We start from the raw sequence: 16,581 nt of genomic DNA on the forward strand, positions 1-16,581 counted from the left end.
TGATAACGCTCAATATTTCTACAACACTCTGGAGGCTCCAGCCTTGGACGTCGGTGAACGACTGCAATCGATCCGCAAGCTCAAAGGGCTTTCCCAGCGTGAACTCGCCAAACGCGCGGGCGTCACCAACAGCACCATTTCGATGATCGAAAAGAACAGCGTCAGCCCTTCGATCAGTTCGCTGAGAAAAGTTCTGGGCGGCATTCCCATGTCCATGGTCGAGTTCTTTTCCGAAGAAATCCTGCAGGAAGTCCCGACCCAGATCGTCTACAAGGCCAACGAGCTGATCGACATTTCCGACGGCGCCGTGACCATGAAGCTGGTCGGCCGCGCACACCCGAGCCGGGCTATCGCGTTCCTCAACGAAATCTACCCGCCGGGCGCCGACACCGGCGAAGAAATGCTCACCCATGAGGGCGAGGAAACCGGGATTCTGGTCGAAGGTCGTCTGGAGCTAGTGGTGGGTCTGGAAACTTTTATTCTCGAAGCCGGCGACAGCTACTACTTTGAAAGTACCAAGCCGCATCGTTTCCGTAATCCGTTCGACGCGCCTGCGCGACTAATCAGCGCAGCCACGCCGGCGAATTTTTAAAGATAGAGGCGCCAAGCCATGACGGCGAAGGCATCCAACGAGTTTTTCCACCGTGCGGTATAACCCCTTCGACTATGGGGTTGTTTCAGTGTGGCGGGCTACCCGCTATACTTCCGCCCGCCTGCGAACCGTGGCCGCAGGCGTGAATAGCCACCATTGAGGGTGAACGCGTGAACCTAATTATGAAAATGCTGGCCGCACCAGCAACCGTACTGGCCCTCTGGGCTGTCAGCGCTCAAGCTGCGACGAATGACGACATTGCCAAACGCCTCGAGCCGGTTGGCCAGGTGTGTGTTCAAGGGCAGGAATGCAAGGGGATGGAAGTGGCTGCAACTGCCGGCGGCGGTGGCGGTGCGAAAACCCCGGACGAAGTGATTGCCAAACATTGCAACGCTTGCCACGGCACCGGCCTGCTGGGCGCACCAAAAATCGGTGACACGGCAGCCTGGAAAGACCGCGCCGATCACCAAGGCGGTCTCGACGGCATCCTGGCCAAAGCCATCACCGGCATCAACGCCATGCCGCCGAAAGGCACCTGCGCCGATTGCTCGGATGACGAGCTCAAGGGCGCAATCCAGAAGATGTCCGGCCTGAAGTAAGGCGCGCATCTGATGAAAAAAACCGTCTTCGGACGGTTTTTTTGTGTCTGCCATCTCACTGCATGTTTTTCGCGATATAGGCGCCGGAAGAATTAAGCACAGCTTTGTACACAGCATAAGCATCAGTATCTACCGGGGCTATTGGTTCGGAGCGCCCTTCCGATATCTGTCTCAGATCACATCCCGGGATCGACATAATGAGAGGTGAGTGAGTAGCAATGATGAACTGTGCGCCTTTGCGCGATAGCTCCATTACGCGGTTGATAAATACCAATTGCCTCAATGGAGATAGCGACGCTTCCGGTTCGTCAAGAACATACAGCCCCTGAGCTTTGAACCGGTGTTGAAACAGTGCCTCCATTGCTTCGCCATGAGACATGCAATGCAGATCCACACCGCCATAATAGGTCTTTATTTCGGGATCAAAGCTTGTCTCTTGATCAAGCTTGCGAATCGCAGTGTTCAAGTTATAAAAGGTTTCGGCTCTGTAGAAAAATACATCCTTCTCCCTTCGATAACCTTTTGATAGCTTCAGAGTTTCGTGTAACTCCGAGTGAGTATTCTCGGTCGAAAAGTTGAAGTTCTTCCCGCCGCCTTCTGGATTGCATCCTAAATTGATGGCAAGTGCTTCAAGCAGCGTGGATTTTCCAGAACCGTTTTCACCGATAAATACGGTAATTCTGTTACTGAATTGAAGCGGAAAAAGGCCGCGTAGAAAATGAGCCGCTACCCTGTCTGGTTTCAGGCGTATCTGCTGGATGAATAAATCATTCATATTGGTGCCCCCTGAATACTCTACCTACGGATACCTTTACTCCAATCATCGTGATGCCAAGTCTTATCGAACTCGTGCTAGCCATGGTAAAAATCCCGACGTAGCCAAGATAGGCAATAAGACGCTCGCCGAATAACTCCGGCGTCGCAGTGGCGCTAAAAATGATGACCGATACTGTCCCGGCCGAGATAGCCATTTCCGGCCAGAAGCACTGAATGGCGTTGGCTTTTTGATATTTGTAGCGTGCTAGTATTGTGTTCCTTAAACATTCATTACTACTGCTGATAAGTGCCTGATAACTTTGCTCATCAGTTGTGGGTGAACTGAAAGTGCTGATGAGCGACTCCTTGTACAGGTCTTCATTGATCATTTCTGCTTTATACAGACTCTGGATTTGTGGTTTGACAAATTTTAACTGCACACAGGTCAACACAATGATAAATGTCAGGGGGATGAAAAAATAAGCGTTTTCACGAAGTAAGATATAGGCTGTGGCAAATGTCAGAATACAAGATCCTGCCAGATGAATTGAGTCATGAAGGACTGAAGCAATTTTCTCGGCATCTTCTTTGATCATCGTCACGCGACAGCTTAATGGACAAGGTCTTTCATCATGCACAATGAAATTGATGAGTGAAAAGCGAGATTTCGCTTCCATGAGCGCCGCGATGGAGCTGCCCAGAGTTTGCGTCGCGAGTTTTGATAAAAAAACAGCGGTGAGAATGAAATACAGATTAGTGCTTACAGCACCACTGCTGAGAGCAGTAAGTCCCTCTGCCACGATCGAAGGTATTAGCAACTGACATGCAGCTGCTAAAGTCAGGCACATTGTTGAAAACAAAAATAATGCCACGTTTTTCTGCAAGCACATAAGCATAATTCAACGCCCCCCGTACTGTAGTTTATAGCTCAGAATTCGGTTGCGGCGATAAGAGGCCTCTCTGCTTGAGTAGTAAATGGATATAAGCGACATAGTTGGGCTGAGCACGCGTTCGAGGTAGATGGCGGAGGCAAAGATAGCGCCTGTTGTCAAAGCGCGTTCACTTATTAAATGAGCAGATATCAAGAATAAAAAAACTATCGCTACCAAGTAACAGATTCCTGAAATTGATTCGAAAAATGATGCTTTCAGATTTGAGCGAAAAGCGAGGCGCTCAATGTTTTTGATGTCCAGCTTGACTCTATCGTTGTATGGTTTTGCATCGCATACATGCGCACAGATTGCCCCGATTGCAACGGTGTTTTTTTGTACGTATTCTTCAAAAAGGGTTTCGCTCTTTTTCCGGGTTATAAAATATGCAGCTGAGGCATATAGCAGACCGCCAAGGGGGGGTAGCGCCAGAAGTGGATGATACTGAGCTGTTATAATCAGTGCGAAGATTATGATGCTGAAGTTGAGTGAAGTGTCAAAGAATACCGAGTGGTAAAGATACATCGAGCCGTCAACATCACCGTCTATGAGTTCGATCTGTTCACCCTGGTTTCTCGTGTGTGTGGATGCCTTGCTTCGCAGGTGCGTTAGGATTTTCCTTTTCAGAGTATATCTTGTCTTGGCAGCAGTCTTTTGTAGATACATGTTAGCTGCTAGCTTCAAGGGAGGCGTCGCGATGATAAGAAGCGAAGCGCCTGCGAGTGCATATAAATATAGGCGATCTTGGGATAGATACAAATTAATTGAATTACCGATTAGGTAGGGCGATGCGCTTGTTAGAACTGAGACGCCCAGGCCAAAGCAGCAAAGTATGAGGTTGCTTTTCATGGTTTGATAAATTCCATTTGGTGCGGAAGAAATGGAAACTCGTAGTTACGGTCAATCAAACCAATGGAACCGAGTAGTGAACCCACGCGCCCGATCCATAACCCTAATGGATCGGCAGTTTTTGTTCTCAAGACTCTTGAGTCTTGTTCGCTTAAATTGATGATATTCGACCATAGAAAAACTTGTGGATCGAGCAACGATTCGGGTGAGATCTTTTTCATGATATTCAGAATCCCGTATGCACCATGACATAAAGAGTCATTGACGGGTCTCTTTCTCTTTTCGAGATTCGAATATGAGAATGCACCTTTGGGTGGGTGCCTTTCCAAGAAATCTAGCGCGGGCTGGACTCCATTGTTTGCGAAATAGCTGATCGCCAAATAATTTCCAGGTAAACCGTGGCTCCACGCAAACTCGCCGGCGCTTGATTCCGAGCGTTTTCTGTAGTCACGCCAATTTTCAATTGACTCATCATATTCGTTAAGCTCCCAAGACAGAAATCCTAGGAATAATTCGTGGATTGAATCTTTTTTTGCGATCACGTTATTAAAATAAAATAATGAGTATGCGCATCCCATTATTCCGTGAGATAGACCACTCAATAAAGCGTCGCTTCTCGTTGTAATTGCATTGTCGAATGTGGTTAGTCTTCTTCCAGATATAAAAGTGAGTTCGGTCTCTATTTTTTCGTATAAGGAGCTAGCTAAATCGGAAAACGATAAATCTTTGGTAAGATCGAATAGCAGCGTGAGTACATTTAGAGTGCCGAACATGCCTGATAGAAAGTCAGAACCCCCTATCAGGAGCGGAATCATTGCAGACGATAGACCGAAGTGAAAGCCCCCTAGGTGCGTACCCTTATGTGTCAGTTTTTTTACTACTCTACTGTGGCAATGATTGAGTAGTTCGGTTACCAGGGTTTTATCTATGGCGCTACTATGACTGGCCGCCACTACGCAGCCATAAAGAATACCGGACAACCCGTAATAGAAATTATCTCCTAACTCCGAGAATTCCATATAGCCACCAGGTGATGAGTGAAAACCTAGCCAGAGTCCGTTACTCGAAATTTCGGTACGTAACATTTCATTGATCAAGCATGCGTTGATTTTCGATGACGCTCTGATTTTGTTAATAATTTCGTCAATATTCGAATAGCGGGCGTCTTTCACGTCGTCGTGTTGTTTGAAGGAGTGGTCTGTGAGTTTATTTCCGTGCTCATACATATTTTTCATTGCTAAGAGGGTATTTGAAGTTAGTTTTTCTTCAAATGCAATTCTGTTTTTGTCCAAGGTTTTTATGTATTGGATGCTGTTATCTATTCCGTTTATATAATCATTGCTATCGAGGTGCCCTGAACCGCTGTAACTGGGTTCGTAGAACTCAAGAATACCGGCTTGTCCTCGAGCAAAAGGTATGTCCAGATCCAAGCAAGCTGAGACCTCCGCGTCAAGAAAACCTATCGCGGGGGCTGTGTCGTTATTAAGGATGTTTTCCAGAAAGGCCGTTCGTTTGTCAGTGCAGCGCATTAAGGTTGCATGCAGGGAACATTGAATGGCGTAGTGATATGTCGCGGTCGGTCTGGGAATATACCTGTTTTGTCGACCTCTAAAAGATTTAATCTTTTCAAAAATTAGTGTTTGTTCATTGGTCAACATAAGAAATAGTGCGTTTAGGCCCTCAATGATTTCTTTTTCGTAATCCCACGGCTGTGCGGGTTTCCCATTAAGATACAAAACGTTCTGATTTGGATAGATTTTAACTCCGTCCATTCCAAACTGGCTGTGACCTGTTTCGTCTTCTAAGTGCTGATATAGATTTAGACTGACATATTGCTCTGATAATCCACCCGGCGCGCTCAAGTCTACACCGATGCCATCGGTGCCTTTCCAAGTCCAATTCGGAAGAATACTTGTTTGTGTCACATTCCATCGGACTTCTCTCGGGATTGTCTCAATGTTTAATGTGCTGTAAAAAATTGTCTCCAGATCAATTGGTATAGGGCTTGCTCCATGTGCAATCAGATTGTCAGAGGTAATGTCAGCAGCCATAAAAGCAGTGCAATAACCTAATAAAAACCCTGCCCTTTTAAAGTATTGCCGTACATCTTCTTCAGTTTCTGCCTGCTTTTGAGGTGTATGCTCTGACCATCCATGTTCTTTTTTCACCAAGTAAACTGGTATTTTCCATCCGCAAAAATCATTGTCGGCGGCTCTGCTCAAAGACAGTAGAAGACCGGATGCCTCCGCTTCAAGTTTAAGATTTCTTGGTTTATAAACTATTTTTATGGAGTTAAAGGAAAGCGTGCAGACGGTCCTCGATCCATAATGCGTTTCGCCAGCCGAGACATCAATTGCGGAGAGATTGACGTCAGCCCCGATATTGAATACTTCGTTAATCTCCTGCCTGTCTTCTATCAAGTCAGTAATAAGCTGTAACGTAAATTCGACGAAATTTTGTGATATTTTGGTGAGGACTCGATCTAGCTCCGGATAGGCTTTAATAATCTCGGTGAGATAGTTTTTGTTTTCGCTAACTAACTTGAAGTAAAGGGAGGTTTCCATCTCCTGGCCGATGATGGATTTTTCAAATATTTGTTTTTCAGTGATTAGAACATTATTAGCTGCGTTGGTAATTCTCGCTGCTAGGTTAGTTGCGAAGCCGCTGATAATGACTGACTGAGCTTTCAGGGTGTTTCCGGATGCTTTTGGAAGTTTCTTTTCGATATGATAAATATAGTAAGACAGGTATGGCCATACCGGGCAGTCAGTGGTAAGGCTTCGGTTGGAGTTCAAGGGTTCAGTTAAAAACTCAATCGGCGTTTTCAATGTAAAAGTCCTAAAGAAAGTAAGAGGGGCGGCACGTATTGACCGCCCCTGACTCATAACTACATGTAAGTCGCGTAGCAGCATCCCTGCCAACATTGTGAACAGCAACTAGTGCATGGGCGCGAACCACTGCTGGCTGCACTCAAGTTGCTGAATGCTTGAATTGCCAACGTTGAAATAGGTGCGCTTGAATTTAAAATGCGTGCCCGTGCACTACGGATTGCTAAGAAGTCGATTTCCATAACTTTTCCTCATAAATTTATGTTTGGCCTAAAGGCATTGGTTGCTAATGAAGTGTTACGTTTTAATGCTAGCTGTGACTCAAATAACTTCAATTCAGAAGTGTCTTGAAGTTCTGCATGATTAAATTCGAACCAATGTAGGAAATAAGCTGCAGGTTTGTACGATGATTCTCTTGGTGTTTTTAATTCATTGTTATTGTTGAAAGTTTTTTGGATGTGCTTGCACCAAACACCACTCTCGCCTATTTCATTTTTTTCGCAGTAATTGCCTTCCCTCTGAAGTAAATCCCCGGCAAGCTCGGTCTACCTCTATTCACGGAACGGGCGGGAGGCTTCAGATGGTGCAGTTGTGTTCGATCGAACAGGCAGTGGACGACGTGCTCGCACGGTTGCCGGCGCATATCCACATGGGCTTGCCGCTGGGGCTGGGCAAGCCCAATCATTTCGTCAACGCGCTGTACCGGCGCATCAAGGACCTGCCCGAACGGCAACTGACGATCTACACCGCGCTCTGCCTGGGGCGGCCGAGCCTGGGCGACGGTCTGCAGAAGCGCTTCATCGAGCCCTTCGTCGAGCGTGTCTTCGGTGATTACCCCGAATTCGATTTCCTCGCCGATCTGCAACGCGACAGCCTGCCCGCCAATATCCGCATCGAGCAGTTCTTCATGCAGCCGGGCAGCCTGCTCAACAGCGCGCCGGCCCAGCAGGATTACGTCAGCAGCAACTACAGCCACGCCGCCCGCGACATCAATGCCGCCGGGCTGAATCTGGTGGCGCAGTTGCTCGCCAGCAGTAGCGAACATCCTGATCGTCTAAGCCTGAGTTGCAACCCGGACATCACCCTCGACCTGTTGCCGATGATCGCCAAACGCCGTGAGGCTGGGGAGACGATTCTGCTGGTCGGGCAGGTGCACACCGATCTGCCGTACATGCCTGGCGATGCCGAGGTCGACATCGACACTTTCGACCTGCTGATCGACGCGAAGGACAGCAGCACGCTGTTTTCCACACCGAACATGCCGGTTGGTTTTCAGGATCATTTCATCGGTCTGCATGCCAGTACGCTGGTGCGCGACGGCGGTACGTTGCAGATCGGCATCGGCTCGATGGGCGATGCGCTGACTGCAGCATTGCTCGCGCGTCAGGCCGATAATGGCGGTTATCAAGCGTTGCTCAACGACATAAACCTCAGCCAGTGGGCGCAGTTGATCGAGCGCGAGGGTGGCACCGGACCGTTCGCCAAAGGCCTGTACGGTTGCAGCGAAATGTTCGTCAACGGCCTGCTGGTGCTGGCGGACGCCGGGATCATCCGGCGCAAGGTCTACCCCGACGTGCAGACGCAGGAACAGGCCAATGCCGGCACTCTCGATGAAGCGGCGCAAATCGATGGCATCTCGGTGCACGGCGGTTTCTTCCTCGGCCCGCGCAGTTTTTACGAGCGCCTGCGCGAGCTGCCGCAGAGTAAGCGCCTCGAATTCAACATGACCCGCATCAGCTACATCAACGAGCTGTACGGTCAGGAGGAACTCAAGCGCCTGCAAAGGCTTGATGCGCGGTTCATCAACACCGTGTTCACCATGACTCTGCTAGGCGCGGGCGTGGCCGATCAACTGGAAGACGGGCGGGTGCTCAGCGGCGTTGGCGGACAGTACAACTTCGTCGCCCAGGGCCACGCGCTGCACGATGCGCGTTCGATTCTGATACTGCGCAGCTGGCGTGAGTCCGGTGGCGATGTCAGTTCCAACATCGTCTGGGAATATGGCCATTGCACGATTCCACGGCATCTGCGCGATATCGTGGTCACCGAATACGGCATTGCTGATTTGCGCGGCAAGACTGACGCGGCGGTCATTGAGGCGTTGCTCAATATCAGCGACTCACGCTTCCAGCCGGGGCTGATCGAGCAGGCGCAGAAGGTTGGTAAATTGCCGAAGGGTTTCCGCATCGATCCGCGATTTGCCGAGAACACGCCGCAACGTTTGCAGGCAATTGCAGAGAAGCATCCGCATCTGTTTCCGGAGTATCCGCTGGGCTGTGATTTCACAGTGATAGAGAGGGATTTGCTGCGGGCGCTGAACTGGCTGAAGAGCAAGTTCAAGCTGACCGAGATTCTGGAGCTGGGCAAAGCAGCGCTGGATGCGCCGGAGGCTTCGTTGTATCCAGAGCATCTGGAGCGGATGCAGCTCACGAACCCGGAAGGCCTGAAGGAAGACCTTTTCCAGCGCCTGCTCCTAACCGGCCTGAAGGCCACCGCGCAATAACTGCCTGGCCCAAAACAACTGTAGGAGTGAGCCTGCTCGCGATGGCGGTGTATCAGCTGACGAAAATATCAGCTGATACACCGCCATCGCGAGCAGGCTCACTCCTACAGGGGGGCTGCGGTGAGGCTGGATTATTCGATGAAGGTAACGACGCCATCCTTCAGCGATTTCACGCGAGCCAGCGATTCAACGCGATAACCCTGCGAGTCCAGCTCGGCACGGCCGCCCTGGAACGACTTCTCGATGACGATGCCCAGACCGGCCACGGTCGCGCCAGCCTGTTTGATGATCGAGATCAGCGCCTGCGACGCCTTACCGTTGGCCAGGAAGTCGTCGATGATCAGCACGCGGTCGCTGCTGGTCAGGTGACGCGGGGAGATGGCGACGGTGCTTTCGGTCTGCTTGGTGAACGAGTAAACAGTCGCCGACAGCAGGTTTTCGGTCAGGGTCAGGGACTGGTGCTTGCGGGCGAAGATCACCGGCACGCCGAGGTTCAGACCGGTCATGATCGCCGGGGCAATGCCCGAAGCTTCGATGGTGACGATCTTGGTGATGCCCGAATCCTTGAACAGCGTGGCGAATTCGTCGCCGCTCAGCGTCATCACGGCCGGGTCGATCTGGTGGTTCAGGAAGGCGTCGACCTTCAGGACCTGGTCGGAAAGCACAATGCCTTGTTCGCGGATTTTCTGCTGCAATGCTTCCATGAAGCTGTCCTCATTTTGCGCTTTGAGCGCCGAAGGTCTAGTAAAAAGTGGTCAATTCTAGCGCTTTAACATCGCGCGTATATCGGCCAATGCGTTGTTGCCGCGCACGGCTTTGACTTCGGTCGGTGTGTCGTCGTTGCCTTCCCACGCCAGATCGTCCGGCGGCAGCTCATCGAGGAAGCGGCTGGGCGCGCAATCGATGATCTCGCCGTACTGTTTGCGCTTGGCAGCGAAGGTGAAGGCCAGGGTCTGACGGGCGCGGGTGATGCCCACGTAGGCCAGGCGGCGTTCTTCTTCGATGGTGTCGGCTTCGATGCTGGAACGGTGCGGGAGGATTTCCTCTTCCATGCCCATGATGAACACGTAGGGGAATTCCAGACCCTTGGACGCATGCAGGGTCATCATCTGCACGCCTTCGGCGCCGTCCTCTTCTTCCTGCTGACGCTCGAGCATGTCGCGCAGGACCAGTTTGCCAATGGCGTCTTCGACGGTCATCTCGCCTTCTTCGTCCTTCTCGAGCGTGTTTTTCAACGCCTCGATCAGGAACCAGACGTTGCTCATCCGGTAGTCGGCAGCCTTGTCGCTGGAGCTGTTGGTGCGCAGCCAGTTCTCGTAGTCGATGTCCATGACCATGCTGCGCAGCGCCGAGATCGGGTCTTCGCCGGCGCACTGCTCGCGGACCTTGTCCATGAAGCGCTTGAAGCGCGCAAGACGATCGGTGAAGCGGCTGTCGAGGTGTTCGCCAAGGCCGATTTCGTCGGTGGCGGCGTACATCGAGATCTTGCGTTCGGTGGCGTAGTTGCCGAGTTTTTCCAGGGTGGTCGAGCCGATTTCACGGCGCGGCACGTTGATCACCCGCAGGAAGGCGTTGTCGTCGTCCGGGTTCACGATCAGGCGGAAGTAGGCCATCAGGTCTTTCACTTCCTGACGGCCGAAGAAACTGTTGCCGCCGCTCAGGCGGTAGGGCACCTGGTGGTGCTGCAACTTCAGCTCGATCAGCTTGGCCTGGTAGTTACCGCGATAGAGGATCGCGAAATCGCTGTACGGACGGTCGGTGCGCAGGTGCAGGCTGAGGATTTCCATGGCCACGCGCTCGGCTTCGGCGTCCTCGTTGCGGCAGCGGATCACGCGGATCTCGTCACCGTGGCCCATCTCACTCCACAGCTGCTTTTCGAATTCGTGCGGGTTGTTCGAAATCAGCACGTTGGCACAACGCAGGATGCGGCTGGTGGAGCGGTAGTTCTGCTCCAGCATCACCACTTTCAGCGACGGATAGTCGTCCTTGAGCAACATCAGGTTTTCTGGTCGCGCACCGCGCCAGGCGTAGATCGACTGGTCGTCGTCGCCTACCACAGTGAACTGGTTGCGCTTGCCGATCAGCATTTTCACCAGCAGGTACTGGCTGGCGTTGGTGTCCTGGTATTCGTCGACCAGCAGGTAGCGCACCTTGTTCTGCCACTTTTCGAGAATGTCGGCGTGCTCTTCGAAGAGCTTTACCGGCAGCAGGATCAGGTCGTCGAAGTCCACCGCGTTGAACGCCTTGAGCGTGCGCTGGTAGTGGGTGTAGACGATCGCGGCAGTCTGTTCTTTCGGATTGCGCGCGTTCTCCAGCGCTTGCGGCGGCAGGATCAGGTCGTTTTTCCAGGCGCCGATCATGTTCTTGATCTCGTCGACGCCGTCGTCGCCTGCGTATTCCTTCTGCATGATGTCGGTCATCAGGGCTTTGACGTCGGTCTCGTCGAAGATCGAGAAACCGGGTTTGTAGCCCAGCCGCGCGTGTTCCTTGCGGATGATGTTCAGGCCCAGGTTGTGGAAGGTGCAGACCGTCAGGCCGCGACCTTCGCCGGCACGCAGCAGGGTGCCGACCCGCTCCTTCATCTCGCGCGCGGCCTTGTTGGTAAAGGTCATGGCGACGATGTACTGGGCGCGGATGCCGCAGTTCTGGATCAGGTGCGCGATCTTGCGCGTGATCACGCTGGTCTTGCCGGAGCCAGCACCGGCGAGCACCAATAGAGGGCCGCCGACGTAGGTCACGGCTTCTTGCTGCCGGGGATTGAGTCGGGACATACGAAAATTCGGGAGTCGTTGACGAAATGGGCCGGCATTTTAACAGGCTCAGAGAATTGTGCTGCTCTGTCCGACTTGTGACGCACCACGCGATTCAAATTTGCCGGTTTTGTTACTTTCGCGGAGGATGCGCGGAGATTTTGCGACTAATGTTCTCATTCGTGACACAAAATAACGTTTTGATAACCGTTGTCATTTGGTCATTGAACTGCGCAACGGCATAATGCCCCGCCCACACCATTGCAGAGTCTAGGGAGCTAGCTTGTCTACGCCTGTCGAACCCTTGCGTTTGCTGCTACTGGCCGAAGAGCCAGCGTGGACAGCGTTATTGCGTGAGTGTCTGGCTCCGATGGGGAGCGCGGCGGTGCTGATCAGCGCGCCGAGCTGGGAGTCGGTCAGCAGTTTGTTCGAAGACAACCGCCATGCGGTGCTGTTGACCCTTCCCGCGTTGCAGCCGGCGCCCGGTCGTTGCAGCCTGCCGACGGTATTGCTGCTGGAACACGAACCCGAGACCGCGCCCGTTGGCGTCAGTGACTGGCTGGTGTTCGACGCGCTCGATGCCGGCATGCTGCGGCGTTGCCTGCGCCATGTGCGCGAACGCGGCGTTCTCGAAAACACCCTGCAACGTCTTGCCGAACAGGACCCGCTGACCGGTATCGCCAACCGTCAGGGCTTCCAGACCTTGCTCACCGCGCGCCTTGCCGAAGGCGATGGTCGTGGCCTGGCGCTCGGGCATCTAGACCTCGATAATTTCCGTCACGCCAACGACGCCCTCGGCCATCAGGCCGGCGACCGCTTGATTCTGCAAGTCGTCTCGCGGCTGAAAAGCCAGCTGGAGGCCGGCGATCAACTGGCGCGCCTCGGCAGCGATGAGTTTGCCCTGCTGATCGACACCCGCCGCGCACCGCAGCGCGCCGAGTGGATGGCCGAACGCATCACCGAAGCCTTGGCCGAACCTTATTGGGTCGACGGCGAAAGCCTGTTGATCGGCTCCAGCCTCGGCATCGCCCATGCCCGTGCGCAGGGCGGCGCCGACCCGCTGATGTGGCACGCACACATCGCCATGCAGCAGGCTAAAAGTACCCAAGGCTGCACTTTTCATATCTTCAACGAACGCATCAACCGCAACGCACGGAGCATGGCCGACCTCGAAAGCGAGCTGCGTCGGGCCTTGCGTCGCGATGAGCTGGAGCTGCATTACCAGCCACGGCTGAATCTCGAAGACGGCCAGATCGTCGGCCTCGAAGCCTTGGTGCGCTGGCGTCACAGTGAGCGCGGCTTGCTGCCGCCAAGCGAATTCGTGCCGCTGGCCGAGCAGAGTGGCTTGATTGTGCCGCTGGGCTACTGGGTGATTTCCCGTGCGCTGCGCGACATGCAGGCCCTGCGCGAGCACGGTTTACCGGCGCTGCACATGGCGATCAACCTGTCCTTCCGTCAGTTTCAGGACAGCCAGTTGCTGCCGACCCTCAGCCGTCTGATTGCCGAGCGCGGTGTCGAGGCGCAGTGGCTGGAGTTCGAACTGACCGAGACCGCGGTGATGCGCCGCAGCGATCTGGTCAAACAGACCATGGACGCCCTCGGCCGTCTTGGCGTGCGCTTTTCGCTGGATGACTTCGGCACCGGATTCTCATCGTTCGTGCACCTCAACAGCCTGCCGATCACTCTGCTGAAGATCGACAAGAGCTTCGTCGGCGGCATGGAACAGCGCGAAGAAAACCGCAAACTGGTGCACGCGATGATCAATCTTGCGCACAACCTGCATCTGGAGGTGGTGGCGGAAGGGGTGGAAACGCCGGAGCAGCTCGAATTGCTGCGCGGGTTTGGTTGCGATCAGGTGCAGGGCTATCTGATCAGCAAGCCGCTGCCGTTGGCGGAGCTAGTGGCGTACCTGACCTTCGGATCGAGTCAGCACCCAGCACTGGAAGTCGTGAGCTAACTCCATAACTCAATTTGGAACAACATTGTGGCGAGGGGATTTATCCCCGATCGGCTGCGAAGCAGTCGCAAAACCTTGGCACTGGGAACATCTTATAAACCCCAGCTACCGGTGTTGGGGCGGTTTCGCCACCCATCGGGGATAAATCCCCTCGCCACAAACGCTCTCTCCTACTAGGGGTCTCAGTCAGTCTGGGCGACTGTGTATTGATTGGATGACGCAGGTTCACGCCGAATCATCCGCTTCATCTTCCACTCAAACGCCAGCGTCAAACTCACCGACGCACACGCCAGGCCCAGCGCCAGGCCCCACCACACCCCCGTCGGCCCCCAGTTCAGGTGGAACGCCATCCACCACGCCGCCGGCGCACCGATAAGCCAATAGCAACCGAGCCCGACCAAGAACGTGGTCTTGGCATCCTTGAGCCCACGAATGCAGCCCATGGCAATCGTCTGCGTGCCGTCGAACAACTCGAACCACGCCGCCACCGCCAGCAGGCTCACCGCCAGGCGAATCACTTCGGCAAACGCCGGATCATTGTGATCAAGGAACAACCCGACCAATTGATTCGGCAGCAGCCAGAACACCATGGCAAAACCCAGCATCACCACCGCACCGAAGACGATCCCGACCCGCCCGGACATCCGCGCAACGTTCAATTGTCCGGCGCCGTAATGCTGGCCGATGCGCATGGTGATCGCGTACGACATGCCCGCTGGCACCATGAACGCTACCGAAACGATCTGCAGGGCAATCTGGTGCGCACCCATTTGCGTACTGCCCATGGTGCCCATGCACAGCGCCGCGAAGGCGAACAAACCGACCTCCACTGCGTAGGTGCCTCCAATCGGCAGGCCGAGGCGCCACAACTCTTTCAAGTATTGGCGATTTGGCCGCGACAGGCCGGTACGCAATGGATAAGCGTCGTAGGCCGGATGCCGACGGATATGCCAGGCCAGCGCGAGCGCCATGCAGTTGGCGACAATCGCCGTGACCAGACCGATGCCCATCAGGCCCAGTTTCGGCAGGCCGAACATACCGGTGATCAATGCGTAATTGAGCAGGAAATTGGCCACCGTGCCGCCAAGGCTGATGACCATCACCGGGGTCGCCCGGCCAATTGCACTGGTGAAGCCGCGCAGGGCCATGAAGCTCAAATAGCCCGGCAGGGCGAAGGGCAGGGCGATCAGGAATTGTCCGGCTGCGGTGACGTTGGTTTCGGTCTGGCCGAACAGCAGTAACAGCGGTTTCAGATTCCACAGCAGCAACCCGGCACCCAGCGCCATCAGCCACGCCAGCCACAATCCGGCCTGAGTCAGGCGTGCCGCGCCAATGATGTCGCCGGCGCCCTGACGGATCGCCACCAGGGTGCCGACCGCAGCGATCACGCCGATGCAGAAGATCGACACGAACGAATAGCTCGCCGCGCCCAGCCCGCCGCCGGCCAGGGCTTCGGGGCTGATGCGCGCCATCATCAGGGTGTCGGTCAGCACCATCAACATGTGCGCCAACTGTGAAGCGATCAACGGCCCCGATAGCCGCAGGATGGCCCAGAGTTCGGTACGCACAGGATGCTGCATGGTCATCACCACTCATCAATAGAGGGAACAAGGGACCGTCGATTCTCGGCGCTTGGAGGGGATTGCACAAAGGGATAAAAAGGATGGGTTGCATGATTAAAACTCATCCTGAGAAGATGCCGACAGATTGGCCGTATCCCGTAAACAGGAGCTTTGTGCATGTCCCGTCGACTTCCTCCGTTGTATGCCCTGCGCGCATTTGAAGCGGCGGCGCGGCATAGCTCGTTCACCCGCGCCGCCGAAGAGTTGTCGATCACTCAAAGTGCGGTCAGTCGGCATATTCGTACGCTTGAGGAACATTTCGCCTGCCGGCTGTTTCACCGCAGCGGGCGCAATCTGCAACTGACCGAATCGGCGCGGATGCTGTTGCCGGGCATCCGTGACGGGTTCACCGCTTTGGAGCGCGCTTGCAATACCTTGCGTGCCGAGGACGACATCCTGCGCATGAAAGCGCCGTCGACCCTGACCATGCGCTGGTTGCTGGCGCGGCTCAGTCGCTTCCGTCATTTGCAGCCGGGCAACGAAGTGCAATTGACCAGCGCGTGGATGGACGTGGATTCGGTGGACTTCAACAATGAGCCGTTCGATTGTGCGGTGCTTCTGAGCGACGGACATTTCCCGCCAGACTGGGAGGCCAGCCAGCTGTTTCCCGAGGAGCTGATTCCGGTCGGTGCGCCGAACCTGCTGAACGATCAGCCCTGGGACGTGGCGCGACTGGCCAGCGCCGAGTTGCTGCACCCGACACCGGATCGCCGCGACTGGCGCAGTTGGCTGGAGCACATGGGGCTGTCTGATCAGGTCTCGCTCAAGGGCGGGCAGGTGTTCGATACCCTGGAGTTGGGCATGATCGCGGCGGCTCGTGGGTACGGCGTGTCGATGGGCGATTTGCTGATGGTCGCCGAGGATGTGGCGCAGGGGCGCTTGAGTCTGCCGTGGCCGACCGCCGTCGCCAGCGGCCTGAATTATTACCTCGTGTGGCCAAAAACCCGTCCGGGAGGTGAACGTTTGCGCCGCCTCAGCGACTTCCTGCAAGGCGAAGTCCGCGCCATGGCGCTGCCGGCTGTAACACGCTTGAGCTGAAACGTTAGAGCCGCCACAATGCCGGCCTTGTGCCATAACCCTGCTGATCGCTCAAGTATTCGGTTCTACCGCCGAATACGTGCATGTGGAACCGTCGTGCCGGTCTCCACGATTCACCCCCATTAGAAAATTATCCGAGCTGCGATCAAGGAGGATCG

12 protein-coding genes are annotated in these 16,581 nt (G+C 54.4%); 5 read left to right on the top strand and 7 right to left on the bottom strand.

Features of this window, described 5'->3' with window-relative positions; translation table 11 throughout:
- The first annotated feature begins 43 nt into the window (after positions 1 to 43).
- Both ACIONG_RS16460 and ACIONG_RS16465 read left to right on the top strand, forming a co-directional pair.
- Positions 44 to 592 carry a cupin domain-containing protein gene (locus ACIONG_RS16460; RefSeq protein WP_007920393.1) on the top strand — a complete coding sequence of 183 codons (549 nt, stop codon included), beginning with the start codon at positions 44 to 46 and terminating at the stop codon, positions 590 to 592.
- A gap of 182 nt (positions 593 to 774) precedes the next feature.
- On the top strand, positions 775 to 1,191 hold the full coding sequence (locus tag ACIONG_RS16465; RefSeq protein ID WP_047596762.1) for a cytochrome c5 family protein: 417 nt from the start codon (positions 775 to 777) through the stop codon (positions 1,189 to 1,191).
- 55 nt (positions 1,192 to 1,246) lie between these two features.
- Here ACIONG_RS16465 and ACIONG_RS16470 read toward each other — a convergent pair whose 3' ends face one another.
- From ACIONG_RS16470 to lanM, 4 genes are read right to left on the bottom strand one after another with little or no spacing between them, the layout of a single operon-like run.
- Positions 1,247 to 1,966 carry an AAA family ATPase gene (locus ACIONG_RS16470; protein ID WP_401301014.1) on the bottom strand — a complete coding sequence of 240 codons (720 nt, stop codon included), beginning with the start codon at positions 1,964 to 1,966 and terminating at the stop codon, positions 1,247 to 1,249.
- Complete coding sequence (locus ACIONG_RS16475) at positions 1,959 to 2,819, bottom strand: hypothetical protein (RefSeq protein ID WP_401301017.1); 861 nt, start codon at positions 2,817 to 2,819, stop codon at positions 1,959 to 1,961. The genes ACIONG_RS16470 and ACIONG_RS16475 overlap by 8 nt, the downstream gene beginning before the upstream one ends.
- A 27-nt stretch (positions 2,820 to 2,846) precedes the next feature.
- On the bottom strand, positions 2,847 to 3,725 hold the full coding sequence (locus ACIONG_RS16480) for an ABC transporter transmembrane domain-containing protein (protein ID WP_401301020.1): 879 nt from the start codon (positions 3,723 to 3,725) through the stop codon (positions 2,847 to 2,849).
- Positions 3,722 to 6,553, bottom strand: coding sequence for a type 2 lanthipeptide synthetase LanM (gene lanM / locus ACIONG_RS16485; RefSeq protein WP_401301023.1), 2,832 nt, complete (start codon positions 6,551 to 6,553; stop codon positions 3,722 to 3,724). The genes ACIONG_RS16480 and lanM overlap by 4 nt, the downstream gene beginning before the upstream one ends.
- Positions 6,554 to 7,133: 580 nt before the next feature.
- Between lanM and ACIONG_RS16490 the strand changes: the two genes are divergently transcribed.
- On the top strand, positions 7,134 to 9,056 hold the full coding sequence (locus ACIONG_RS16490; RefSeq protein ID WP_401301025.1) for an acetyl-CoA hydrolase/transferase C-terminal domain-containing protein: 1,923 nt from the start codon (positions 7,134 to 7,136) through the stop codon (positions 9,054 to 9,056).
- A gap of 131 nt (positions 9,057 to 9,187) precedes the next feature.
- Here ACIONG_RS16490 and ACIONG_RS16495 read toward each other — a convergent pair whose 3' ends face one another.
- Both ACIONG_RS16495 and rep read right to left on the bottom strand, forming a co-directional pair.
- Positions 9,188 to 9,760: a xanthine phosphoribosyltransferase gene (locus ACIONG_RS16495; protein WP_401301028.1), complete on the bottom strand. Its 573-nt coding sequence runs from the start codon at positions 9,758 to 9,760 to the stop codon at positions 9,188 to 9,190.
- A 57-nt stretch (positions 9,761 to 9,817) separates the two neighbouring features.
- Positions 9,818 to 11,827, bottom strand: a complete 2,010-nt coding sequence (gene rep / locus ACIONG_RS16500; RefSeq protein WP_401301031.1) for a DNA helicase Rep — start codon at positions 11,825 to 11,827, stop codon at positions 9,818 to 9,820.
- A gap of 262 nt (positions 11,828 to 12,089) precedes the next feature.
- Here rep and ACIONG_RS16505 point away from each other — a divergent pair, with 262 nt between their 5' ends.
- A complete protein-coding gene (locus ACIONG_RS16505) occupies positions 12,090 to 13,763 on the top strand; it encodes a bifunctional diguanylate cyclase/phosphodiesterase (RefSeq protein ID WP_103302573.1) in 1,674 nt (557 codons plus the stop codon).
- A gap of 182 nt (positions 13,764 to 13,945) precedes the next feature.
- Here ACIONG_RS16505 and ACIONG_RS16510 read toward each other — a convergent pair whose 3' ends face one another.
- Entirely contained in the window at positions 13,946 to 15,343 is a 1,398-nt protein-coding gene (locus ACIONG_RS16510) for a NorM family multidrug efflux MATE transporter (RefSeq protein WP_401301034.1), read from the bottom strand.
- 159 nt (positions 15,344 to 15,502) lie between these two features.
- On the opposite strand from ACIONG_RS16510, the gene ACIONG_RS16515 reads away from it, so the two are divergent.
- Positions 15,503 to 16,423, top strand: a complete 921-nt coding sequence (locus tag ACIONG_RS16515; RefSeq protein ID WP_103302572.1) for a LysR substrate-binding domain-containing protein — start codon at positions 15,503 to 15,505, stop codon at positions 16,421 to 16,423.
- The last annotated feature ends 158 nt before the right edge of the window (positions 16,424 to 16,581 follow it).

The sequence above is a fragment of the Pseudomonas sp. NPDC087817 genome (genome assembly GCF_044742875.1).
Taxonomy (GTDB): domain Bacteria; phylum Pseudomonadota; class Gammaproteobacteria; order Pseudomonadales; family Pseudomonadaceae; genus Aquipseudomonas.